The sequence below is a fragment of the Variovorax sp. UC74_104 genome, from assembly GCF_044055375.1.
Classification (GTDB): Bacteria; Pseudomonadota; Gammaproteobacteria; order Burkholderiales; family Burkholderiaceae_C; genus Variovorax.
Map to the genome: position 1 here is coordinate 6,385,416 of NZ_CP171978.1, position 20,985 is coordinate 6,406,400.

22 protein-coding genes and 2 pseudogenes are annotated in these 20,985 nt (G+C 68.4%); 4 read left to right on the top strand and 20 right to left on the bottom strand.

Annotated features, from left to right (window positions below):
* Nucleotides 1–114: 114 nt before the first annotated feature.
* A pseudogene (locus ACHMXA_RS30210) lies at nt 115–840 on the bottom strand (excinuclease ABC subunit A); the annotation flags it as partial.
* On the opposite strand from ACHMXA_RS30210, the gene ACHMXA_RS30215 reads away from it, so the two are divergent.
* From ACHMXA_RS30215 to ACHMXA_RS30225, 3 genes are all read left to right on the top strand, one after another.
* Entirely contained in the window at nt 737–964 is a 228-nt protein-coding gene (locus ACHMXA_RS30215) for a hypothetical protein (protein ID WP_395317493.1), read from the top strand. The pseudogene ACHMXA_RS30210 and the gene ACHMXA_RS30215 overlap by 104 nt on opposite strands.
* Nucleotides 965–1,333: 369 nt before the next feature.
* Nucleotides 1,334–2,446 (top strand): ABC transporter substrate-binding protein, encoded by a 1,113-nt coding sequence (locus ACHMXA_RS30220; protein ID WP_395317494.1) that lies wholly within the window; start codon nt 1,334–1,336, stop codon nt 2,444–2,446.
* Between the two features lie 176 nt (nt 2,447–2,622).
* Complete coding sequence (locus ACHMXA_RS30225; RefSeq protein WP_395317495.1) at nt 2,623–3,735, top strand: ABC transporter substrate-binding protein; 1,113 nt, start codon at nt 2,623–2,625, stop codon at nt 3,733–3,735.
* Nucleotides 3,736–3,848: 113 nt separating this feature from the next.
* Here ACHMXA_RS30225 and ACHMXA_RS30230 read toward each other — a convergent pair whose 3' ends face one another.
* The 14 genes and pseudogenes from ACHMXA_RS30230 to ACHMXA_RS30295 form a co-directional block, all read right to left on the bottom strand.
* Entirely contained in the window at nt 3,849–3,998 is a 150-nt protein-coding gene (locus ACHMXA_RS30230; protein WP_019656389.1) for a hypothetical protein, read from the bottom strand.
* A 196-nt stretch (nt 3,999–4,194) separates the two neighbouring features.
* Nucleotides 4,195–5,889, bottom strand: a complete 1,695-nt coding sequence (locus tag ACHMXA_RS30235; protein WP_176663529.1) for an MFS transporter — start codon at nt 5,887–5,889, stop codon at nt 4,195–4,197.
* A 189-nt stretch (nt 5,890–6,078) separates the two neighbouring features.
* Nucleotides 6,079–6,726: a 2-hydroxychromene-2-carboxylate isomerase gene (locus tag ACHMXA_RS30240; protein ID WP_395317496.1), complete on the bottom strand. Its 648-nt coding sequence runs from the start codon at nt 6,724–6,726 to the stop codon at nt 6,079–6,081.
* On the bottom strand, nt 6,723–6,989 hold the full coding sequence (locus ACHMXA_RS30245) for a DUF1289 domain-containing protein (protein ID WP_176663531.1): 267 nt from the start codon (nt 6,987–6,989) through the stop codon (nt 6,723–6,725). Before ACHMXA_RS30245 ends, ACHMXA_RS30240 begins: the two co-directional genes overlap by 4 nt.
* Complete coding sequence (locus ACHMXA_RS30250) at nt 6,986–7,474, bottom strand: YbaK/EbsC family protein (RefSeq protein ID WP_176663532.1); 489 nt, start codon at nt 7,472–7,474, stop codon at nt 6,986–6,988. The genes ACHMXA_RS30245 and ACHMXA_RS30250 overlap by 4 nt, the downstream gene beginning before the upstream one ends.
* Before the next feature lie 25 nt (nt 7,475–7,499).
* Nucleotides 7,500–8,138: a LysE family transporter gene (locus ACHMXA_RS30255; protein ID WP_395317497.1), complete on the bottom strand. Its 639-nt coding sequence runs from the start codon at nt 8,136–8,138 to the stop codon at nt 7,500–7,502.
* A gap of 29 nt (nt 8,139–8,167) precedes the next feature.
* Entirely contained in the window at nt 8,168–9,088 is a 921-nt protein-coding gene (locus tag ACHMXA_RS30260; protein WP_395317498.1) for a hydroxymethylglutaryl-CoA lyase, read from the bottom strand.
* A 160-nt stretch (nt 9,089–9,248) separates the two neighbouring features.
* Nucleotides 9,249–9,545 (bottom strand): acylphosphatase, encoded by a 297-nt coding sequence (locus ACHMXA_RS30265; RefSeq protein WP_395317499.1) that lies wholly within the window; start codon nt 9,543–9,545, stop codon nt 9,249–9,251.
* Between the two features lie 25 nt (nt 9,546–9,570).
* A pseudogene (locus ACHMXA_RS30270) lies at nt 9,571–10,741 on the bottom strand (acyl-CoA dehydrogenase family protein).
* Nucleotide 10,742: 1 nt separating this feature from the next.
* Nucleotides 10,743–11,960, bottom strand: coding sequence for a CaiB/BaiF CoA transferase family protein (locus tag ACHMXA_RS30275; protein ID WP_395317500.1), 1,218 nt, complete (start codon nt 11,958–11,960; stop codon nt 10,743–10,745).
* Nucleotides 11,957–12,973 (bottom strand): Bug family tripartite tricarboxylate transporter substrate binding protein, encoded by a 1,017-nt coding sequence (locus ACHMXA_RS30280; RefSeq protein ID WP_395317501.1) that lies wholly within the window; start codon nt 12,971–12,973, stop codon nt 11,957–11,959. The genes ACHMXA_RS30275 and ACHMXA_RS30280 overlap by 4 nt, the downstream gene beginning before the upstream one ends.
* 26 nt (nt 12,974–12,999) lie before the next feature.
* Nucleotides 13,000–13,398 carry a cupin domain-containing protein gene (locus tag ACHMXA_RS30285; protein ID WP_395317502.1) on the bottom strand — a complete coding sequence of 133 codons (399 nt, stop codon included), beginning with the start codon at nt 13,396–13,398 and terminating at the stop codon, nt 13,000–13,002.
* On the bottom strand, nt 13,395–14,144 hold the full coding sequence (locus ACHMXA_RS30290; RefSeq protein WP_176663540.1) for an IclR family transcriptional regulator: 750 nt from the start codon (nt 14,142–14,144) through the stop codon (nt 13,395–13,397). Before ACHMXA_RS30290 ends, ACHMXA_RS30285 begins: the two co-directional genes overlap by 4 nt.
* A gap of 96 nt (nt 14,145–14,240) precedes the next feature.
* Complete coding sequence (locus ACHMXA_RS30295; RefSeq protein ID WP_395317503.1) at nt 14,241–15,161, bottom strand: 2-hydroxyacid dehydrogenase; 921 nt, start codon at nt 15,159–15,161, stop codon at nt 14,241–14,243.
* Nucleotides 15,162–15,278: 117 nt separating this feature from the next.
* On the opposite strand from ACHMXA_RS30295, the gene ACHMXA_RS30300 reads away from it, so the two are divergent.
* Nucleotides 15,279–15,593 carry an EthD family reductase gene (locus ACHMXA_RS30300; protein WP_395317504.1) on the top strand — a complete coding sequence of 105 codons (315 nt, stop codon included), beginning with the start codon at nt 15,279–15,281 and terminating at the stop codon, nt 15,591–15,593.
* A gap of 19 nt (nt 15,594–15,612) precedes the next feature.
* On the opposite strand, the gene yfcF is transcribed toward ACHMXA_RS30300, so the two are convergent.
* The 5 genes from yfcF to ACHMXA_RS30325 all read right to left on the bottom strand — a co-directional run bounded on the left by yfcF (nt 15,613) and on the right by ACHMXA_RS30325 (nt 20,984).
* Nucleotides 15,613–16,242 carry a glutathione transferase gene (gene yfcF, locus ACHMXA_RS30305; protein ID WP_395317505.1) on the bottom strand — a complete coding sequence of 210 codons (630 nt, stop codon included), beginning with the start codon at nt 16,240–16,242 and terminating at the stop codon, nt 15,613–15,615.
* An 84-nt stretch (nt 16,243–16,326) separates the two neighbouring features.
* Nucleotides 16,327–17,040: a DUF4349 domain-containing protein gene (locus tag ACHMXA_RS30310; RefSeq protein WP_395317506.1), complete on the bottom strand. Its 714-nt coding sequence runs from the start codon at nt 17,038–17,040 to the stop codon at nt 16,327–16,329.
* 326 nt (nt 17,041–17,366) lie between these two features.
* Nucleotides 17,367–19,373 (bottom strand): acetyl/propionyl/methylcrotonyl-CoA carboxylase subunit alpha, encoded by a 2,007-nt coding sequence (locus ACHMXA_RS30315; RefSeq protein WP_395317507.1) that lies wholly within the window; start codon nt 19,371–19,373, stop codon nt 17,367–17,369.
* A 110-nt stretch (nt 19,374–19,483) separates the two neighbouring features.
* Complete coding sequence (locus tag ACHMXA_RS30320; RefSeq protein ID WP_126023750.1) at nt 19,484–20,158, bottom strand: DUF4126 domain-containing protein; 675 nt, start codon at nt 20,156–20,158, stop codon at nt 19,484–19,486.
* A 25-nt stretch (nt 20,159–20,183) separates the two neighbouring features.
* Complete coding sequence (locus tag ACHMXA_RS30325) at nt 20,184–20,984, bottom strand: enoyl-CoA hydratase/isomerase family protein (protein WP_395317508.1); 801 nt, start codon at nt 20,982–20,984, stop codon at nt 20,184–20,186.
* Nucleotide 20,985 lies beyond the last annotated feature (1 nt).

Sequence of the window (20,985 nt, forward strand, 5' to 3'; positions counted from 1 at the left end):
CATCTTGTAGGCCTTGCTCTCCAGGTAGCCGAAGAAGCGGCGCACGCCGTACCACTGCTTGTTCCAGTTGCCTTCCTTGTAGTTGGGCGTGCCCTCGATCACCCAGTGCTTCTGCTCCTCGGTGAGCTTGTTCCAGGGCGTGTCGCGCGGAATGCCCGCCGCCTCGGCGTGGCGCATGAGGTCGTCCTGCGCTTCCTTCCAGGCGGGCGTCTGGATGGTCTTGATGGCGCCGGCGCGCAGCGTGAGCTTGTCGTTCGGAATGACCAGGCCCAGGTCGACGCCGATCACGCGGCCGAAGCCGCGGCAGGTGTCGCAGGCGCCCACGGCCGAGTTGAACGAGAACATCGACGGGATCGGGTCGGCGTAGCGGATGTCGCTCTCGGGGCAGTGCAGGCCGGTGGAGAACTTCCACACGTCCGTTGGCGCGTTTTCCTCCGAGCCCGTGGCATGCACCGTGACGCGCCCGCTGCCGCGCTTGAGCGCAACCTCGATGGCTTCCACCACGCGCGAGCGCTCGGCGCTCGATGCGCGGAAGCGGTCGGCCACCACGTCGAGCACCTTGCGCGGACCGGTGGGCGTGGCCACTTCGCGCTCGGCCTGCACGCGCGTGAAGCCGCTGGCCGACAGCCACTGCGTGACCTCCTCGGCCGTGGTGCTCGCCGGCAGCTCGACCGGGAAGGTGACCACCAGCCGCGGATCGCCCGCCGCGGCCGCGCGTTCGACGATCTGCGCGTAGATGCTGTCGGGCGAGTCGTGGCGCACCGGCAGCGCGGTCTCGCGGTCGAACAGGTCGGCCGCGCGCGCGAAGAGCAGCTTCAGGTGGTCGTTCAGCTCGGTCATCGTGCCGACCGTGGAGCGCGAGGAGCGCACCGGGTTGGTCTGGTCGATGGCGATGGCCGGCGGCACGCCTTCGACCTTGTCGACGGCCGGCTTGTCCATGCGGTCCAGGAACTGGCGCGCGTAGGCGGAGAAGGTCTCCACGTAGCGCCGCTGGCCTTCGGCATAGAGGGTGTCGAAAACGAGGCTCGACTTGCCCGAGCCGCTGGGCCCGGTGACCACCGTCATTTCGCCGGTGCGGATGTCGAGATCGAGGTTCTGGAGGTTGTGCTGGCGCGCGCCGCGAATCCGGATGGAGCCCTGTGTCATGAGTGCCTTGGGGGGTGGGGCAAACATTCTAGGGAGTGGTCCGTGACGGGTTTGCGCACAAGGTCACAAGGGCGATGGCCGCGCAGGGGTTTGTCCTGATGGAATTCGAGACACTTTCAGAAACAAATACCACATTTGTTTTCATGACGCCCCGAGCCGGGCGCCCGCATTGCCCCGAAAGGTTTCCATGACGAAAACGCGCACGCTCTGCGCCGCCGCGCTGCTGGCCTTCAGCGCCCTGGGCGCGTCGGCCCAGATCCTCATCGGGCAGACCGCCGGCATGACCGGCTCGGTGGCCGCGAGCGTGAACGAGACCATCGGCGGCGCGCAGCTCGTGATCGACGCGGCCAACGCGCAGGGCGGCATCCACGGCGAGAAGATCGAGGTGCTGCGCATGGACGACGGCTTCGACGTGAAGCGCGCCAGCGAGAACGCGCGCGTGCTGATCGAGGACAAGAAGGTGCTGGCGCTCTTCATGAGCCGCGGCACGCCGCACTCGCAGGCCATCATCCCCTGGCTCGACAAGCACGACGTGGCGCTCATCGGCCCCTCCACCGGCGCGATGGCGCTGCACAAGCCGCTGCAGAAGCACGTGTTCAACGTGCGCGCCACCTACCAGCGCGAGGCCGAGAAGGCGGTGCAGCACCTGCTGACCATCGGCCTGAGCCGCATCGCGGTGGTGCACGTGACCGACTCCTTCGGCTCGGACGCGCTCGAAGGCGCGATGACCGGCTTCTCCAAGGGCAACGCGAAGCCGACCGTGACCATCCCGGCCGACCGCGACAAGCCCGACTACAAGACCATCGTGCCCGCCATCAAGGACGCCAATGCGCAGGCCGTGGTGTGGATCGGCTCCGGCGTGGCGGTGGTCGACGGCATCAAGGCGCTGCGCGCGGCGGGGTCGGCCGCGCAGGTGGTCACGCTGTCGAACAACGCCTCGTCGGGCTTCATCAAGCAGCTGGGCGACGCGAGCAAGGGCGTCATCGTGACGCAGGTGTTCCCCAACGAGCGCTCGCTGGGCCATCCGATGGTGAAGGAAGCCCTGGCGCTCGCGCAGGCCAAGGGTCAGTCGGAGCTGTCGCCGGCCGCGCTCGAAGGCTTCGCCTCGGCCAAGGTGCTGGTGGAGGCCCTGCGCCGCGCCGGCCCCAAGCCCACGCGCGCCAGGATGGTGGCGGCCCTCGACAGCCTGCGCGGCTACGACCTGGGCGGCGGGCTGGAAGTGAGCTACTCGCCGACCGACCACAGCGGCATCGATTTCGCGGATCTGTCCATCATCAGCGACGGGCGCTTCAAGCGTTGAGTCCCCGCCCCCAGAGGGCGTTTCCACGGCCCGCCGGCGCGAAACCGGCGGGCTTTTTTTCGGCCGTGAAAACCTTGGTCTGACAGGGTTTGCGCGAGCTAGCGATCTGTGACGTTCAGCAACACATTACACACCTGTTGACAGAGGCACCCCGCTTCGTGGAAAGGCTTTGCTCGATGAAGAAGACGCTCACGTCCTGCGCCGTTGCGCTGTTCCTGGCCATGGCGGCGCCGGGCGCATCGGCCCAGATCCTGATCGGCCAGTCGGCCGACCTCTCGGGCCCCGTGGCGGCCAGCGTCAAGGAAACCATCCTGGGTTCGCAGCTGGTCATCGACCAGGTCAACGCGCAGGGCGGCGTCAACGGCGAGCAGATCGAGATGATCCGCATGGACGACGGCCTCGACGCCAAGCGCTCGCTGGAGAACACGCGCGTGCTCATCGAGGACAAGAAGGTGCTCGCGCTGCTGCTGAACCGCGGCACGCCCAACACGCTCGCCGTGATCCCGCTGCTGGACAAATACGGCGTGGCGCTGGTCGGCCCTTCCACGGGTGCGATGGCGCTGCACAAGCCGCTGCAGAAGAACATCTTCAACGTGCGCTCGACCTACCAGCGCGAGGCCGAGAAAGCGGTGCAGCACCTGCAGACCACCGGCATCCAGCGCATCGCCGTCGTGCAGGCCGACGACTCCTTCGGCAAGGACGCGATGGAAGGCGCGAGCAAGGGCTTCGAGAAGGCCAACCTGAAGCCGGCCGTGGTGGCGCTGGCCGACCGCAGCAAACCCGACTACGCGGCCATCGTGCCGCAGCTCACCAAGGCGAACGCGCAGGCGGTGCTGTGGATCGGCTCGGGCACGGCCGTGACCGACGGCATCAAGGCGCTGCGCGCGGCCGGCTCGGCGGCGCAGATCATCACGCTGTCTAACAACGCGGCCTCGGGCTTCATCAAGGAACTGGGCTCGGCGAGCGCGGGCGTGATCGTCACGCAGGTGCTGCCCTACGAGCGCTCCTTCGGCCATCCGCTCATCAAGGAAGCGCTGGCGCTCGCCAAGGCCAAGGGCCAGAACGAGCTCTCGCCCGCGCTGCTCGAAGGCTTCGTCGCGACCAAGGTGATGGTGGAAGCGCTGCGCCGCACGGGGCCCAAGCCCACGCGCGCCAAGCTGATCGCCACGCTCAACAGCTTCCAGTACGACGTGGGCGGCGGGCTCGACATCAGCTACTCGCCGACCGACCACACCGGCATCGATTACGTCGATCTCTCGATCGTGAGCGACGGCAGATTCAAGCGGTAGGGCTCGCCCCCAGGCTCCGCGCACTTCGTGTCGCTTCTCCAACCCCCTACCGGGGGCAACACCTGCGGCCCGGCGAAGCCGGTTCCGGCGGTGTTCCGCATGAATGCCCGGCCTTACTTCGGCGCAGCGGCGGGCGCGGGCTCGTGCGTGGTGGTGTCGCCACCGTGCTTCTCGCCCGACATGTCGACCTTGTCACCGGCCTTCGAGATCACGTACAGGGCAATGGCGGCGAAGATGACGAAGCCGACAACGAGTTTCCACATGGGTTTTGTCTCCTGGATAGTTCAAGAAAAAGGCCTCATGCGGTCGGCATGAAGCCTCTTTGTTCAACAGGCAGGCAGAAGGATTTCGGTATTTCGCGCGGAACACCGCCGGAACCGGCTTTGCCGGGCCGCTGGTGTTGCCCCCTCGGAGAGGGGGTTGGCGAAGCACACGAAGTGCGCGAAGCCTGGGGGTCAGTCAATCATTGGCGTAGATGTCGACGTCCTTCGTCTCGCGGATGAACAGCGTGCCCACCACCAGCGTGATGCCGGCGATGATGATCGGATACCACAGGCCGTTGAACATGTTGCCGGTCGAGGCCACGATGGCGAAGGCGGTGGTCGGCAGCAGGCCGCCGAACCAGCCGTTGCCGATGTGGTACGGCAGGCTCATCGAGGTGTAGCGGATGCGCGTGGGGAAGAGTTCCACCAGCATCGCGGCGATCGGGCCGTAGACCATGGTCACCAGCAGCACCAGCCAGAACAGCAGCACCACCGTCAGCACCTTGTTCATCTTAGCGGGGTCGGCCTTGGCGGGGTAGCCGGCGACCTTCAGGTCTTCGGCCACGCCCTTCTTGAAGGCGGCGATTTCCTTGGTGGAGTTCTCGTCGAACTTGGAATTCACGACGTTGCCGATGGGCGCCTCGATCGACTTTTCGCCGATCTTCACGACGGCCTTCGAGCCCGGCGCGCCGGCCACGTTCTCATAGCTCACCGAGTTCTGCACGAGGTAGCGCTTGGCGATGTCGCACGAGCTCTTGAAGTCGATCTCGCGGGCCACCGGGTTGCCCTGGAACGAGCAGGTCGCCGGGTCGGCCGTGACCGTCACGCCGGCGGTTGCCTGGGCGCGGGCCAGGTCGGGGTTGGCGGCTTCGGTCAGCATCTTGAAGACCGGGAAGTAGGTGACCACGGCCAGCAGGCAGCCGGCCATGATGATCGGCTTGCGGCCGATCTTGTCCGACAGGGTGCCGAAGATCACGAAGAACGGCGTGCCCAGCAGCAGCGCAGCGGCGATCATCAGGTTGGCCGTGGTCGCGTCGACCTTGAGCTGCGCCGTCAGGAAGAACAGCGCGTAGAACTGGCCCGAATACCAGACCACCGCCTGGCCGGCCGTCAGGCCCACCAGCGCCAGGATCACGATCTTCAGGTTCTTCCACTGGCCGAACGATTCGGCCAGCGGGGCCTTCGAGGTCTTGCCCTCGGCCTTCATCTTCTGGAAGGCGGGCGACTCCGACAGCGTCAGGCGGATCCACACCGAGATGCCCAGCAGCAGGATCGACACCAGGAACGGAATGCGCCAGCCCCAGTCGTTGAACACCGCCTCGCCCATGAACTCGCGCACGCCCAGGATCACCAGCAGGCTCAGGAACAGGCCGAGCGTGGCGGTGGTCTGGATCCACGAGGTGTAGGCACCGCGCTTGCCGTGCGGCGCGTGCTCGGCCACGTAGGTGGCGGCACCGCCGTACTCGCCGCCGAGCGCCAGGCCCTGCAGCATGCGCAGCGCGATCAGGATCACCGGCGCCGCGACACCGATGGTCGCGTAGCTCGGCAGCAGGCCGACGATGAAGGTCGACAGGCCCATGATCAGGATCGTCACCAGGAAGGTGTACTTGCGACCGATCATGTCGCCCAGGCGGCCGAACACGATGGCGCCGAACGGACGCACCAGGAAGCCGGCGGCGAAGGCCAGCAGCGCGAAGATGAAGGCGGCGCCCGCATCCAGGCCGCTGAAGAACTGCTTCGCGATGATCGCGGCCAGCGAGCCGTAGAGGTAGAAGTCGTACCACTCGAACACGGTGCCCAGCGAGGAGGCGAAGATGACTTTCTTCTCCTCCGAGGACATGGGCCGGGGGGCCTTGTGCGGCACTCCCCTCGAATCTAGTGTGGCTGCCATTGGTCGTCTCCTGTGTGTATGCGTTCATTCGTTCCCGGAATCCGGGACCGTGAAGGCATTCTTGGAGGCGCGACTGACCCGAGCCTTTCGCGAAACTGAACCGGCGCTTACGGTTTAGGGTGAAACCCGCGGGGCGCGTTTCAGCTTGTAAGAAATCGGCCTGTTACCGGGGCTTGCACGGGTTTGTACTCAGGCCGGCTTGCTGCCCCGCAGCAAGGCCGGGCGCTGGTCCGCAGAAGCCCATTGCGGGCCGTCGAACCAGGCATCGCCCTTCAGGTAGGCGCGCAGCATCTGCAGGCCGTCGAAGCCCCAGAAGAGGCGGCCGTCGACCACATAGGTCGGCGTGCCGAACACGCCCTGCTGCAGCGCTTCGTCGGTATTGCGCTTGAGCAGGGCCTTGCTCTCGTCGCTGTTCGCGTCGCGCTTGGGCTTGAGCTGCGCGGCGAGCGCGGCAAGGCGCGTGGCGTCGCCCGCATCCTCGCCGCCGCGCCACACGTGGCGGAAGATGGTCTCGGCCGCGAGGCGGCTGATGCTGCCGTCGTCGCCGGTGGACACCGCCAGCCGCAGGTGCGGCAGCGGGTTGTAGGGATGCGAGGCCGGCATCTGGATCTCGATGCCGTGCGTGTGGCCCAGCCAGAGCACGTGGCGATAGGTCCAGCTGCGCTTCGACGGGATCTCCGCCGGGCCCAGCTGCCCGTGCTGCTTGAGCAGCGCGCCCAGCAGTACCGGCTTGTAGGCGACGCTGAAGCTCAGGCCTTCCAGCGCCTCGGGCAGGTGCTCGAAGGCGAGGTGCGCATAGGGCGAGATGAAATCCAGGTAGAAGTCGATGTGCTTCATGCGTGCCTGTCTCCTGTGTCGGCTGGAGCCCGCCAGATGCCGGCCTTGGCCCGCAACTCTATCGCGCGCCACACGTGGCGCCGCGTCTCGTCTTCCATCTTGCTCCAGCCCGCGATCTCGGGGATGGTGCGCAGGCAGCCTTCGCAGAAGCCGCTCAGGCGGTCCATGCGACAGACCGACGAGCATGGCGAGGGCACGTCCTGCGCCATGGCCTGCACGGCCACGGCACGTTCGGCAAGCGTCTCGGCTTCCGCGAAATTCACACCACGTCGGCCACCGGCGCGCCGGTGAGCTTCTCGAGGTCATGCGGGCGCAGCTGGAACACCGCATGCGGATGGCCGGCTGCCGCCCAGATCTCCTCGAAGCGGAACAGCTCGCGGTCGATCAGCACCACCGGCGGCGTCACGTGGCCCACGGGCGACACGCCGCCGATGGTGAAGCCGGTGCGCGACTTCACGAAGTCGGCGTCGGCGCGGCCGGTCTTGCCGACCAGCGCATCGACCTTCTTCTCGTCCACGCGCTTGTCGCCCGAGGTGATGACGAGCACCGCCGCCTCGTCGCTCTTGCGCCGGAAGATGATGCTCTTGGCGATCTGCCCGACCGAGATGCCGAGCGCATCGGCCGCCTGCTGCGCGGTGCGGCAGGCATCGTCGAGCATGCGTGGGGAATGGGGATGGCCGGCGTCCTGCAGCACGCGGGAAACGCGCCGGACGCCTTCGGGGAGGGATTGGAGTTCAGAACCGCACATGGATTCGAATCTATCAGGCTGTCGATCAGGTGCTGCGCTTGAACATGAACAGGAACGCGCCCATCGCCATCAGCACGCCGCCGAAGACGCGGTTCTGTGCGCGCCGGGCGCGCACGCTTCGCAGCATGCCCTGCAGCCGCGCTGCCAGCCAGGCGTAGCCGTGCATCACGGTCACGTCGACCGTCACCGTCGTGGCCAGCAGCACCAGCAGCTGCAGCCACAAGGGCCGCGTCGGCTGGATGAACTGCGGCAGCACCGCTGCCATGAATACGATGCCCTTGGGGTTGGTCACGTTGGTCAGGAAGCCGCGCAGCACGCGCTGCGACGCGCTGAGGTCGGGCTCGGCCGCTTCAGTAGCCGCGCCGCCCTCGATCTTCGCGACGGGCGCGCGCCACTGGCGCCAGCCCAGCCACAGCAGATAGCACGCGCCGACCACCTTGACGACCAGAAACGCGCTGGCCGAGGCGGTGAGCACCGCGCCCACGCCGAGGCCAGCCACCAGCAGGATCACCGCGAGCCCCAGCTGGAGCCCGACGATGGTCGCCGTGGTGCGCCGCACCCCATAGCTGAGCCCGTGGCTCATGCTCAGCACCGCGCCCGAACCGGGCGACACGGCGATGACGCAGCTCGCCACCAGGAATGCGAGCCAGACTTGCAGATCCAAAAGAAACTCCTATGAGTGCGCGGGGCGGCTCAGCCGGCCCGCTTGGTGCGGATGGCCTTGGAAGCGCGAGAGTTCGGCTCGCGGCCGAGCGCCTCGCTGATGTAGACACCCGCGTCGATCAGCCGGTCGAGATCGATGCCAGTCTCGATGCCCATGCCGTGCAGCATGTAGACCACGTCTTCCGTCGCCACGTTGCCGGTCGCGCCCTTCGCGTAGGGGCAGCCGCCCAGGCCGGCGGAGGACGACTGGAAGTTCCACACGCCCAGTTCGAGCGCCGCCAGCGTGTTGGCGAGCGCCTGCCCGTAGGTGTCGTGGAAGTGGCCGGAGATGGCGTCGACACCGAAGTGCGCCAGCGTGGCTTCCATTGCCGCCTGCACCTTGCGCGGCGTGCCCACGCCGATGGTGTCGGCCACGTCCACGCGCTGCACGCCGATGCCCTTCATCAGCTGCGCGAGGTAGCCGACCTTGGCCGGCGCGATCTCGCCCTCGTAAGGGCAGCCGACAGTGCACGACATGGCGCCGCGCACCTGGATGCCCTTCTCGAGCGCCGCTGCCACCACCGGCGCGAAGCGCTCGATGCTCTCGGCGATGGAGCAGTTGATGTTCTTCTGGCTGAAGGCCTCGCTCGCGGCGCCGAACACCACGATCTCGTCGGGCCATTCCTCGCGCGGCGCGGCGATGGCCGCCTCGAAGCCCTTCATGTTGGGCGTGAGCACCGAATAGCGCACGCCGGCCTTGCGCCGGATGCCGTGCATCACCTCGGCGTTGTCGGCCATCTGCGGCACCCACTTGGGACTCACGAAGCTGGTGACCTCGATCTCCTTCAGGCCCGCGTCCTGCAGGCGGTGCACGAGGCCGATCTTCACTTCGGCCGACACGGGCTGCTTCTCGTTCTGCAGGCCGTCGCGCGGGCCGACGTCGACGAGCTGGACTTTGGTGGGGAGTTTCATGGGAATGTCTCTTGTATCGCTGGAGGATGGAAGACCGCCTCCGATTGTCGGCCACATGGAAATACCCTGCCTGGTACAGAAGCCGGGGAAGGTAGCAATGCGCGCCTGCGAGGTTGCAAATGGCGCCAGCCGCGCAGCGTCGGCGGCCGCGACGTATCGGCTAGACGGTCTCGCGCTGCTCGAAGCCCGCGGGCAGGTCGTCCGCCGCCGTGGCGCCGACCACGTCGCCCAGGTCCACGGCATCGACGCGCGCACCGTCGGGTCCGCGCCGAGCCCAGCGCACCAGGTCCTCCACCGCGCCGGGCTCGCCCGCCGCGAGGGCCTCCACGCTGCCGTCGCGCCGGTTGCGCACCCAGCCGCGAACGCCGAGGTGCTTCGCGGCCTGCACCATCGACCAGCGATAGCCCACGCCCTGCACGAGGCCGCGGATCACGAGATGGCGGGTGACGGTGTTCATGACTCGAGGGAGATCGGTAGGCAAATCAGTACGACTTGGGCAGCCCCAGCGCCTTCTCGGCAATGAAGTTCAGGATCATCTGCGGGCTGACGGGAGCGATGCGCGGGATGTAGCTCTCGCGCAGCAGACGCTCCACATGGTATTCCTTCGCATAGCCCATGCCGCCGAGCGTGAGCACCGCGTTCTGGCAGGCGTCGTGCGCCGCCTCGGCCGCGAGGTACTTGGCGGCGTTGGCCTCGATGCCGCAGGGCTCGCCCGCGTCGTAGAGCGTGGCGGCCTTGAGCATCATCAGGTCGGCCGCCTCCAGGTTGGCCCAGGCGCGCGCCAGCGGATGCGCCACGCCCTGGTTCTGGCCGATGGGGCGGCCGAACACGACGCGCTCCTGCGCGTACTGCGAGGCGATGCGCAGCGCGGCGCGGCCGATGCCGATGGCTTCCGCCGCGATCAATATGCGCTCGGGGTTGAGGCCGTGCAGGATGTACTCGAAGCCCCGGCCCTCCTCGCCGATGCGGTCCTCCTCCGGCACCTTCGAGCCCGTCGATGAAGAGCATGTTGGAGTCCACCGCCGCGCGGCCGAGCTTGTGGATCTCCCGCACCTCGACCTTGCTGCGGTCCAGCGGCGTGTAGAAGAGCGTGAGGCCCTGCGTGGGCTTCTTCACCTGGTCGAGCGGCGTGGTGCGCGTGAGGATCAGCATGCGGTCGGCCACCTGCGCGGTCGAGATCCAGATCTTGCGGCCGTGCAGCACATAGCCGCCGCCGGGCCGGCGCACCGCCTGCGTCTTGAGGCTGGTGGTGTCGAGCCCCGCGTCGGGCTCGGTCACCGCGAAGCAGGCCTTCTCGGTGCCCGCGATCAGCGGCGGCAGGAAGCGCTGGCGCTGCGCTTCGCTGCCGAACACCACCACCGGGTTGAGCCCGAAGATGTTCATGTGCACCGACGACGCACCCGACATGCCTGCGCCCGACGCGCTGATGGCGCGCATCATCAGCGCCGCCTCGGTGATGCCGAGCCCCGCGCCGCCCTGCGCCTCGGGCATGGCGATGCCGAGCCAGCCGCTCTGGGCCACGGCGCGGTGGAACTCGTGGGGGAACACGGCGCGGTCGTCGTGGTCGCGCCAATAGTCGATGGGAAAATCCTCGCAGAGGCGTTCGATGGCGGCGACCAGCGAGCGCTGGTCTTCGTTCAGGGAGAAGTCCATTTCAGTCCTTGGCTGTGTCGGGTTGCAGCGTCACGCCGCGTTCGAGCATGCGTTCGATGGCTTCGTCGCCGTAGCCCGCCTCGCGCAGCAGCTCCACGCTCTGCTCGCCGATGCGCGGCGCCGGGCGGCGGATGGCGGCGGGCGTGGCGCTGTAGCGGCCGACCGGCGCGAGCGTGCGGATGCGGCCCTCGCTCGGATGGTCGAGCTCCGGATAGAAGCCGACGGCGCGCAGGTGCGGGTCGTCGAGCAGGGTCTCGGTGCTGTGCAGGCGCGCGACCGGGATGTCGGCGGCGGACAGCGCGGCGAACCATTCGTCGCTGGTGCGCGTGGCCATCACCTCGGCCACGAAGGCATACACCGCGCCGATGTTCGCGGCGCGTGCCGTGTGCGTGCCGAACATCGGCGAGTCGCGCAGCTCGGGCCGGCCGATCACGTCGAAGAAGGCCTGCCAGTGCTTGTCGTTGTAGATCAGCACGCTGAGGTAGCCATCGGCCGTGGCGTAGGGCTTGCGGTGCGGCGCGAGCAGCCGCGCGTAGCCGGTGGGGCCCAGCGGCGGCTCGAAGCTGTGGCCGCCGAGATGGTCGCCCATCACGAACTGCGACAGCGCCTCGAACATCGGCACCTCCACCGCCTGGCCCTTGCCGGTGCGCTGCGCATGCAGCACGGCCGCGAGCAGCGCGATGGCCGCCTGCAGCCCCACCGCGCGGTCGGCCAGCGTGACGGGCGCATAGCGCGGCGCGCCGCCGCTTTGCTGCGCGAAGAGAGATGCGACGCCGGCCGCGCCCTGGATCAGGTCGTCGTACGCCGGCTTGCCCGCATAGGGCCCCTGCTCGCCGTAGCCGAAGGCGCCGAGGTAGACGATCTTCGGGTTCACCGCCGACACCGCCTCGTAGCCCAGCCCGAGCCGCGCCATCGCCTGCGGCCGCGTGTTGTAGATCAGCGCGTCGCAGCCCGCCGCGAGCCGCAGGCAGGCCTCGCGGCCCTCGGGCTGCTTGAGGTCGAGCACGATGGAGCGCTTGTTGCGGTTGAGGTGCATCGCCATGGCGCCCATGCCCGGGTTGCGCATCGGGCCGACGGCGCGCAGGTTGTCGCCGCCGGGCGGCTCGACCTTGATGACGTCGGCGCCGAGGTCGCCGAGCGTCTGCGTCGCATACGGCCCCATCACCACGGCCGTGAGGTCGAGGATGCGGATGCCCTGCAGAGGTCCGCCCGCGCTCATTCGGGCTGGATCCCCGCGGCCTGGATCAGCTTCTTCCACTTCGCCAGCTCCGACAGCGTGAACGCGCCCAGCTCTTCGGGCGTGCTGCCGAAGGCGTCGAAACCGAGCTTCGCCACGCGCTCGCGGAAGACCGGGCCGTTCGCCATCTCGGCGAGCGCCTTGTTGAGCTTCAGCACGATGTCGCGCGGCGTGCCTGCCGGCGCGAACACGCCGTTCCACGAGGTGATGTCGAAGCCCTTGAGCTCGGGCGTGTCGGCCAGCGGCGGCAGTTCGGGGAAGAGCTTGGTGCGCTCCTGCGTGGTGACGGCGATCGCGCGCATCTTGCCGGCCTTCACCGTGGCCAGGCCCGCGGCGAGGTCGACCACCATCATCGACACCTGCCCGCCGATCAGGTCGGCGATGGCCGGCGGCGTGCTCTTGTAGGGCACGTGCAGCATCGGCACGCCGCTCATGCGCGAGAGCGTGGCGCCGCTGACGATGCCGGTGCTGTTGCCGCTCGCGTAGGTGAGCTTGCCGGGATGCGCGCGGCCCCAGGCCAGCAGCTCGGCCACGCTCTTCACGGGCAGGTCGTTGTTCACCACCAGCATGAAGGGCAGGTTGCCCATGCGGCTGACCGGCGCGAAGTCCTTCACCGGGTCGTAGGGCAGCGACTTCATCAAGCTCGGGTTGGCCGAGTGCGTGGTGTTGGTCGTCATGAACAGCGTGTAGCCGTCGGGCGCCGCCTTGGCGACGTACTCGGCCGCGATCACGCCGTTGGCGCCGGCCCTGTTGTCGATGATGACCGAGGCCTTCAGCGCATCGCCCAGCATCTGCCCCGCGATGCGCGCCACCGCGTCGGTGCCGCTGCCGGCCGCGAAGGGCACGACGATGCGTATCGGCTGCTTCGGATAGCCGTCCTGCGCGAAGGCCCACGGCATGGCGCCCGCGAGGCCAGCGGCCGCGCCGATGGAAATGAAACGGCGACGGTTCGCCATCGCGGCCGGTTGCCCGGTCGCGTTCTTCGTTGTCTGCATGTGCTTTGTCTCCGGTTGTTGTTGCGTCAGGGCCGGACCACGCGCTCCGGCGATTCCTCGTAGGGCGGGCTGTAGATCACCAGCACGCGCACCGGCTCGTCGCTCACCACGGTGAACGTGTGCATCGCGTCGGCGGGAAAGAAGCAGCTGTCGCCCGGGTGCAGCTCCTGCCGCTGGCCGCCCACCTCGGCGACCGCGCGGCCCTCGAGCATGTAGCAGACCTGCTCGATGCCCGGGTGTGCGTGCGGCAGCGCGCCCTTGCCCTTCTGGATGTGGCCCACCAGCACCTCGAGCTGCTTCGCGCCCACGGTCTCGGGGCCGATCAGCCGCTTGTTCAGGGTGCCGGTGTGGTTGGCGGGGTGGTAGCCGGCGATCTCGGCTTCCCGCACGAAGTAGCGGGGGGTTGCGGCGGTCGTTGCTGTCATCGGGGGCTTTCGTTCTTGGGTTCGATGGCGAGGCAGGCGGAGCGCAGCATCGCGGCGATCTCCTCGATGCGCGCCTCCATTCGGTAGCGCGGGCCTGCGACGGAGATGGCATAGGCCTCGCCGCCGATGCGCAGCGGCCAGGCCAGGCCGATCAGGTCGGGAATGCTCTCGCCGAGGTTGCCGTACCAGCCGCGCGTGGCGGAGCGCTGCAGCTCGGCCTCGATGGCGTCGGCGGTGGTGAGCGTGGCGTCGGTCAGCGGCGCCAGGGTCATGCCTTCGAGCAGGCCGCGCCGCGCCGCGGGTTCGAGCGTGGACAGCAGCGCGCGGCCGATGGAATTGGCATACGCCGGGCGCGTCTCCCCCGACTCGGCCGTGTAGCGGATGCTCTGCGGCGCGCTCAGCACCTCCAGGTACACCACCTGCCCCGCGTCGCGGAACTTGCCGAAGACCACCGTCTCGCGCGCGGCGTCGCGCAGCTCTTCGAGCGTGGCCTTCACCCGGTCGAGCACCGGGTCGTGGGCGGCGATGACCTGTGCCATTGCGAGCAGCCGGCCCGTCGGGTAGTAGCCCTGGCGGCGGCCGGTCTCGTACATGTAGCCCTGCTCTTCGAGCGTGCGGATCAGGCCCAGGCAGCTCGACACCGGCATGTCGAGCAGCCGCGCCATCTCGGAAAGCGCCAGCGGCTGCTTCTCCCGGGCGAAAAGCTCGACGATCTCGATCACCCGAAACGCAGTTTTCACAGTCATGAAAAGATTTTCATACTTGTGAAAAATCAATGTCTCAGGGTTTCCCCTGCCCGCGATGCACTCCGGCGGGCCCGGAGGGAGGCCGTGCCCCCGTCGTCAGTAGCCGCGCGCCGGATCGACCACGCCCGAGATCGGCAGCCCCTGCTCCATCGCGCGGATCTTCCCAGCGATCTGCGCAATGGACTCCTCGCGCAGCGTGCGCGCCGAGCCGTGCGGCGTCACGGTGATCTTCGGATGGCGCCAGAAGGCGTGGTCGGAAGGCAGCGGCTCGACCTGGAACACGTCGAGCGTCGCGCCCGCAAGCCGGCCGGCGTCCAGCAGCGGGATCAGGTCGTCCTCCACCAGGTGGCCGCCGCGCGCGATGCTGATGAGATAGCCCTCGGGCTTCAGCTTGCCCAGCGTGTCGCGGTTGAGGATGCCGCGCGTCGCATCGGTCAGCGGCAGCAGGTTGACCAGCACGCGCGTGGACGACAGGAACTCGTCGAACTGCGCCTCGCCGCTGAACACGCGCACCCCCTCTACCTCCTTCGGCGAGCGGCTCCAGCCCAGCACCGGGAACTCGAACTGCGCCACGGCCTTGGCCACGCGCTCGCCGAGCACGCCCAGCCCCATGATGCCGACCGGGAAGTCGCGCCGCATCTTCGGCTTCCGGTAGCTCCACCTGCCCTCGCGCGCGTCGGCCTCGTAGGCATCGAACTCGCGGAAGTGGCGGATCAGCGTGTGGCAGACGTACTCCGCCATCTGCACCGACATGCCCGCATCGTCGAGCCGCACGATGCGCGTGTGCGCCGGCACCTTCAGCTTGAGCAGCGCATCGACGCCCGCGCCGATGTTGAAGATGCCGCGCAGCTTCGGCTGCTCGTCGAGGAACTCCTGCGGCGGCGCCCACACCACGGCATGGTCGGCCTGCGGCGCGCCGGGCTTCCAGGCTTCGATGACGGCGTCGGGGAGTTCGGCCTTCAGGCCTTCGATCCAGGGGTCTGGGCGGTTGTCGGTGAGGTAGACGGTGATTCGCATGGGCGCGCATCTTAGGGCCTGCCCGCGCTCTTTACGGGTCGCGCCCGCGTCGCCCTCGGCTTGTGCGGGCATGGGCCATCTCCTATCCTCGAACGCCCACCTCCGGAGACTCCTTCAATGATCAAGTTCAGCGTGATGTACCCCCACACCCCCGGCGCACGGTTCGATCACGACTATTACCGCGACAAGCACATGCCCCTGCTCAAGGCCCGCATGGGCGACGCGTGCCTCTCGTACACCATCGACAAGGGCCTCGCCGGCGGCGCGCCGGGCTCCGCGCCCGCCTACGTCGCCATGTGCCACGTGTTCGCCGAATCGGTCGAGTCCTTCCAGAAGGCCTTCGGCCCGCACGCGAAGGAGATCCTGGGCGACGTGAAGAACTACACCGACATCGCGCCGGTGTCGCAGGTCAGCGACGTGGTGGTCGGCTGACCTAAGGAACCCCGCCGCCTCAGCGCGGCGGCCGCTCCAGCGCCACCCAGCGCTGCACCGAGGGCCGCTGCCACTGGCGGTCGGCGTAGGAGGCCAGCCGCTGCGGCACGGCGTCGCCGTTCATGACGAGGCGGTTGAGCATCAGCGCCAGGTCGACGTCGGCGATGGACCACTCGCCGAACAGGTTCTCCGCACCGTCGGCAAGCAGCGACTGCGTCACCTGGAAGAGCGTCTTCGCCGCGCGGTGCGCCGCCGCCGACAGCGGCACGCTCGCTGGGCCGTAGAAGATCACCTCCGTCGGGCGCTCCTGCCGCACCGGCATCAGGTCGCTGCGCAGCCAGGCCTGCAGCTGCCGCGCACGGGCGCGCGCCTGGGGTTCGCGCGGATACAGCGCCGTGCCCGGGAAGGTCTCGTCGATGTACTCGGTGATGGCGGACGACTCGGAGAGCGCGAAATCGCCATGCACCAGCGTCGGCACGCGCTGGGTCAGGGACAGCTGCGAGAAGCCGGCCGCCCGGTGCTCCAGCGCACCCAGGTCGACCGGGGAGATGTGGAAGTCCAGCTGCTTCTCATGCAGCGCCACGTACACGGACATGGCGTAGGGGCTGGCGAACTGGGCGTCCACATAGAGGCTTAGCGGGTCCGGCATCGGGAAGAAGGCTCCTGCGCGAATAGGGGGCCTTTAAAACAAAAGGCCTTGAAACGGTAGGTGCGCGATCTTACTGACTGATTCTTAGCTGGCCCGACGACGGCGCCACAGCACGCGCACCAGCCAGCCCACCGGCAGCACCACCAGCAGCAGCCACGGCAGCACGGCTGCGATGAAGGTGATGAGCGAGCCCACGCTTTCCGACAGCACCGAGCCCGCGTTGCGCAGGGCATTGCGCATCGGGCTGTAGCCGTCGCCGCCGCTCACCAGCGCGCGCCTGGCCGTGAACTGGATCTGGATGTGCTGCTTGCTGGTCTGCTGCGCCAGCACCTTGCGCTGCGTGGCGATGGCGTCGAGCTCGGCCTGCGTGTCCGACAGCGTGCGCTGGATGGCCAGCAGGTCGGTCATAGTGCGCTTGGTGACGGTGTCGCGCAGCATCGCGCGAAGACTGTCGCGGAACTCGGTGCGGTTCTTGATGCGGGCCTCGACGTCGATCACCTCGGCGGTCTTGTCCTCGCTGGTGGTGGTGTGCGAGACCACGCTGGCCACGCCCGCGAGGCCGCCCAGCAGCTTGTCGACGTCGGCAGGCTCCACGCGCATCTCCAGCATGGCGTTGCCGGGCTGCTGCGGCGTCTCGCGCAGCAGCGACGACGACAGCAGCTCGCACTTCAGCGTGCCGCACAGGTCGCGCACCTTGCCCCAGGCATCGGCGAGCTGCTCGGCCGGCACCTCGACGTTCAGCTCCTGGCGTACGGCCAGGAAGCGCTGCAGGGGGCGTGCCGTCCTGCGACTGGTCAACGGCAGACGACGATGCGGAAGACTCTTCGGCGGAGCGCATCCTCGCCTCCTTCCTCATCTCCGCCCCCCCGCCATAGCCGGCGGCCGCCTGCATGGGCGCGGGCGGCGGGGCGGGCTCGGCGAGAACCGCGGTGTCGCCGCTCTTGCGGTCACAGCCGGCCAGCGAGAACGCAGCAGCCAGGGCCAGCAAAATGGCGCCCGCGCGGTGACGGGCAGGAAGAAAACGGGGCGAGGCGCGAGGCGTGCGGCAGGTCATGGAGAGTTCCCTTGAGTGATGACTACCGCAGCTGATACGGGCGGCCGCCCGCAACGGGGTTAACTATTTTTCAAGCTACCGCCGCTGCGCTCATCCGCAGGAGCTCGTCGCCCTCGGCCACCTGCTCGCCCGGCGCGAACATCAGTTCCTCCACCGTGCCGTCGGCCGGCGCGGCGATGGTGTGCTCCATCTTCATCGCCTCCATCACCGCCAGCGGCTGGCCGCGGCTGACCTTGTCGCCGGCCTTGACCGCGAAGGACACCACCTTGCCCGGCATCGGCGCGGTGAGCCGGCCGCCTTCGGCATGTGTGTCGCCGGCATGGGCCAGCCGGTCGATGGCGGTGATCTTGGTCGCGCCCTTCGAGGCGAAGACGTGGGCCACGGCGCCGTCGAGGTGCACGTCGAGCGTCTGGCGGCTGCCGGCGAACTCCACCTCGAACTCGCCGCTCGGGAACTGGCCGATGACCAGCGGACCTTCTGTCCCGCCGGCCTGGAGCCACAGGCTGCCGTCGCGCTTGTAGGTCAGCACGGCGGTCTGTTCGGCACCGCGGAACTCGAAGTCGAAGTGCCGGCGGTACTCGCCCAGCGAGCGCCAGCCGTCGCGGCGCGCAAAAGGATCGGGCATCTTCGCGGGCCACTCGGCGATCAGCGTGCGAGTGATCGCGGCGGCCGCGGCCAGTGGCAGCCCGAGCGGCTCGCGGTCGAACAGCACGGCGCGCTCGCGCTCGATCAGCGCGGTGTCGAGATTGGCCTTCGAGAACGACTGCGTCGCCAGGATGCCGCGCAGGAATTGCACGTTGGTCGCCACGCCCACGATCTGCACCTGCGCCAGCGCCGCGTCGAGCCGCGCCAGCGCTTCGTCGCGCGTGCTGCCGTGCACGATCAGCTTGGCGATCATCGAGTCGTAGAAGGGCGAGATCTCGCCGCCCTCGCGCACGCCGTCGTCGATGCGCACGCGGCTGCGCTGGAAGGCGGTGGCAGCAGGCTTACGGTAGACGCGCAGCGTACCGGTGGCGGGCAGGAAGTTGTTGTCGGGGTTCTCGGCGCAGATGCGCGCCTCGATGGCGTGGCCGTGGATCTGCAGCTCCGACTGCTTCGCCGGCAGCGCCTCGCCGGAGGCCACGCGCAGTTGCCATTCGACGAGATCCTGGCCCGTGATGGCCTCGGTCACCGGATGCTCCACCTGCAGCCGCGTATTCATCTCCATGAAGAAGAAGTTCATCTCGCCGCCCTCTCGCTGCTCGACGATGAACTCCACCGTGCCCGCGCCCACGTAGTTCACGGCGCGTGCAGCAGCGACAGCGGCCTCGCCCATCTGCTTGCGCATCGCCTCCGTCATGCCGGGCGCGGGCGCTTCTTCGAGCACCTTCTGGTGGCGCCGCTGCACCGAGCAGTCGCGCTCGAACAGATAGACGTAGTTGCCGTGCGTGTCGCCGAACACCTGGATCTCGATGTGGCGCGGGCGCTGCACGTACTTCTCGATCAGCACCGCGTCGTCGCCGAAGCTATTGATGGCCTCGCGCTGGCACGAGGCGAGCGCGGCGGCGAAGTCTTCCGCCTTGTCGACCGCGCGCATGCCCTTGCCGCCGCCGCCCGCGCTGGCCTTGATGAGCACCGGGTAGCCGATGCGGTCGGCCTCGCGCTGCAGCAGCTGAGGGTTCTGGTCGTGGCCGTGGTAGCCGGGCACCAGCGGCACGCCGGCCTTTTCCATCAGCTGCTTCGACTCGGCCTTCAGGCCCATCGCCTTGATGGCCGAGGGCGGCGGGCCGATGAAGACCAGGCCGGCGTCGGCGCAGGCCTGCGCGAACTCCTCGTTCTCGCTCAGGAAGCCGTAGCCGGGGTGAACCGCCTCGGCGCCCGTGGCCTTGGCGGCCTCGAGGATCTTTTCCCAGCGCAGGTAGCTGTCCTTCGGCGCGCTGCCGCCGAGGTGCACCGACTCGTCGCAGGCGCGCACATGGTTGGCGTGCGCGTCGGCGTCGGAATACACGGCGACCGTGCGGATGGCCATCCGACGCGCGGTGGCAGCTACACGGCAGGCGATTTCACCGCGATTGGCGATAAGGATTTTTTTAAACATGGTGGACTTTCGCGGTGGAATCGCCTGCGCACGCTGCGCGTGCCAGGCAATTTGGCTTCGCCGCTGCGCCGCTTCGCGGCTGGTCGCCACGGTTCGCAATGAGGATCTTCTTAAACATTAGGAGTGTCTCCCGGAGGATTCTTTTTCAGTTGAAACGCGGGCACCACGCCCGGATCGGGCCGGCCGCTGAAGATGCGGGCCACGCGGGCGAACAGCGCCTTGAGGAAACGCCAGCTCTTGCGGATGAGCCACACGCTCGCCACGAGCACCAGCACGAACAGCACGAGGAAGACGAAGGGATGCGCCACCGCGAGCCACAGCCCCGCGGGCACCATCGTGTCTTCCGCCAGCGAGGCGCCGACGTTCGAGAACGGCTCGGGCGAGGTGTTGATGGCCGCGCGCGTGGTGGCCTTGGCCGCATGTGCCGTGGCCGCGAAGCTTCCGCCCAGCAGCGCCGCGACGATCGCCATCACTCCGTGGTCCACGCCGAACACGCTGGCCGCGAGCGCAGCGCCCGCCGGGATGCGAATGGCCGTGTGCACCACGTCCCACAGCGAATCGAGGCCCGGAATCTTGTCCGCGAAGAATTCGATGAACACCATGAAGCCGCTGGCCGCGATCACCACCGGATGCGCCAGCATCTGCAGCCCGCCCGGCAGCGGCACCCAGCCGAAGTAGCCGGCCAGGCCCGTCAGCAGCACGACCAGGTAGAGCCGCACGCCGCTGGCCCAGCCGATGGCGGCGGCCAGTGCGAGCAGCTGCGGCATGTCGAGACTGGTGTTCATGGCGCGACCTCCGGAGGATGGGTCTTCAGGACTTGCCCGCTTCGAGCCACGAGGGCTTGCGCTTCTGCAGGAAGGCCTGCACGCCCTCGCGGCCTTCGTCGCTCGCGCGGATGTCGGCGATGCCCTCGACGGTCTTCGCGATCAGCGCGTCGTCGATCTCGCGGCCGGCCACGTCGGCGATCAGCTTCTTGCAGGCGCGCACCGCCGCCGGGCTCGCACCGGTCAGCGCCTTCAGGAGCTCGTCGACCTTCGCGTCGAGCGCGTCGGCGGCCACCACTTCATGCACGAAGCCGATGCGATGCGCCTCCGCCGCGGTGAAGCGCTCTGCCGTGAGGAAGTAGCGCTGCGAGGCGCGCGTGCCCATCGCTCGCAGCACGTAGGGGCTGATGGTCGCGGGCACGAGACCGATCTTCACTTCGCTCAGGCAGTACCAGGCGGCGTCCACGCTCACCGCCATGTCGCAGGCCGCCACCAGCCCCATGCCGCCCGCGTACACGTCACCCTGCACACGCGCGACGGTGGGCTTGGGGCACTCGGCGATGGTGCGCAGCATCGCGGCCAGCTTGCCCGCGTCGGCGATGTTCTCGTCGCGCGTGTAGTCGGCCATGCGGCGCATCCAGTTGAGGTTCGCGCCCGCGCAGAAGGCCGGCCCGTTCGCGCCCAGCACGATGGCCTTGACCTGCGGCGCGGTGCCGGCTTCGGTGAAGGCGCGCGTAAGTTCGGCGATGACGACGTCGTCGAAGGCGTTGCGCGCATCGGGCTGGTCGAGCCAGATGCGGGCGATGGCGCCGTCGAAGCTCAGCTGCAGCTTGGTGTATTCGCTCATG

Bases quoted from the DNA above. Each gene is read 5' to 3' on its own strand.
- ACHMXA_RS30260 (WP_395317498.1), bottom strand. From the start codon at position 9,088: ATGAAACTCCCCACCAAAGTCCAGCTCGTCGACGTCGGCCCGCGCGAC.
- ACHMXA_RS30215 (WP_395317493.1), top strand. From the start codon at position 737: ATGCTGTCGGGCGAGTCGTGGCGCACCGGCAGCGCGGTCTCGCGGTCG.
- ACHMXA_RS30250 (WP_176663532.1), bottom strand. From the start codon at position 7,474: ATGTGCGGTTCTGAACTCCAATCCCTCCCCGAAGGCGTCCGGCGCGTT.
- ACHMXA_RS30265 (WP_395317499.1), bottom strand. From the start codon at position 9,545: ATGAACACCGTCACCCGCCATCTCGTGATCCGCGGCCTCGTGCAGGGC.
- ACHMXA_RS30225 (WP_395317495.1), top strand. From the start codon at position 2,623: ATGAAGAAGACGCTCACGTCCTGCGCCGTTGCGCTGTTCCTGGCCATG.
- ACHMXA_RS30315 (WP_395317507.1), bottom strand. From the start codon at position 19,373: ATGTTTAAAAAAATCCTTATCGCCAATCGCGGTGAAATCGCCTGCCGT.
- ACHMXA_RS30230 (WP_019656389.1), bottom strand. From the start codon at position 3,998: ATGTGGAAACTCGTTGTCGGCTTCGTCATCTTCGCCGCCATTGCCCTG.
- ACHMXA_RS30295 (WP_395317503.1), bottom strand. From the start codon at position 15,161: ATGCGAATCACCGTCTACCTCACCGACAACCGCCCAGACCCCTGGATC.
- ACHMXA_RS30235 (WP_176663529.1), bottom strand. From the start codon at position 5,889: ATGGCAGCCACACTAGATTCGAGGGGAGTGCCGCACAAGGCCCCCCGG.
- ACHMXA_RS30240 (WP_395317496.1), bottom strand. From the start codon at position 6,726: ATGAAGCACATCGACTTCTACCTGGATTTCATCTCGCCCTATGCGCAC.
- ACHMXA_RS30275 (WP_395317500.1), bottom strand. From the start codon at position 11,960: ATGAGCGCGGGCGGACCTCTGCAGGGCATCCGCATCCTCGACCTCACG.
- ACHMXA_RS30300 (WP_395317504.1), top strand. From the start codon at position 15,279: ATGATCAAGTTCAGCGTGATGTACCCCCACACCCCCGGCGCACGGTTC.
- ACHMXA_RS30220 (WP_395317494.1), top strand. From the start codon at position 1,334: ATGACGAAAACGCGCACGCTCTGCGCCGCCGCGCTGCTGGCCTTCAGC.
- ACHMXA_RS30285 (WP_395317502.1), bottom strand. From the start codon at position 13,398: ATGACAGCAACGACCGCCGCAACCCCCCGCTACTTCGTGCGGGAAGCC.
- yfcF (WP_395317505.1), bottom strand. From the start codon at position 16,242: ATGCCGGACCCGCTAAGCCTCTATGTGGACGCCCAGTTCGCCAGCCCC.
- ACHMXA_RS30325 (WP_395317508.1), bottom strand. From the start codon at position 20,984: ATGAGCGAATACACCAAGCTGCAGCTGAGCTTCGACGGCGCCATCGCC.
- ACHMXA_RS30320 (WP_126023750.1), bottom strand. From the start codon at position 20,158: ATGAACACCAGTCTCGACATGCCGCAGCTGCTCGCACTGGCCGCCGCC.
- ACHMXA_RS30280 (WP_395317501.1), bottom strand. From the start codon at position 12,973: ATGCAGACAACGAAGAACGCGACCGGGCAACCGGCCGCGATGGCGAAC.
- ACHMXA_RS30290 (WP_176663540.1), bottom strand. From the start codon at position 14,144: ATGACTGTGAAAACTGCGTTTCGGGTGATCGAGATCGTCGAGCTTTTC.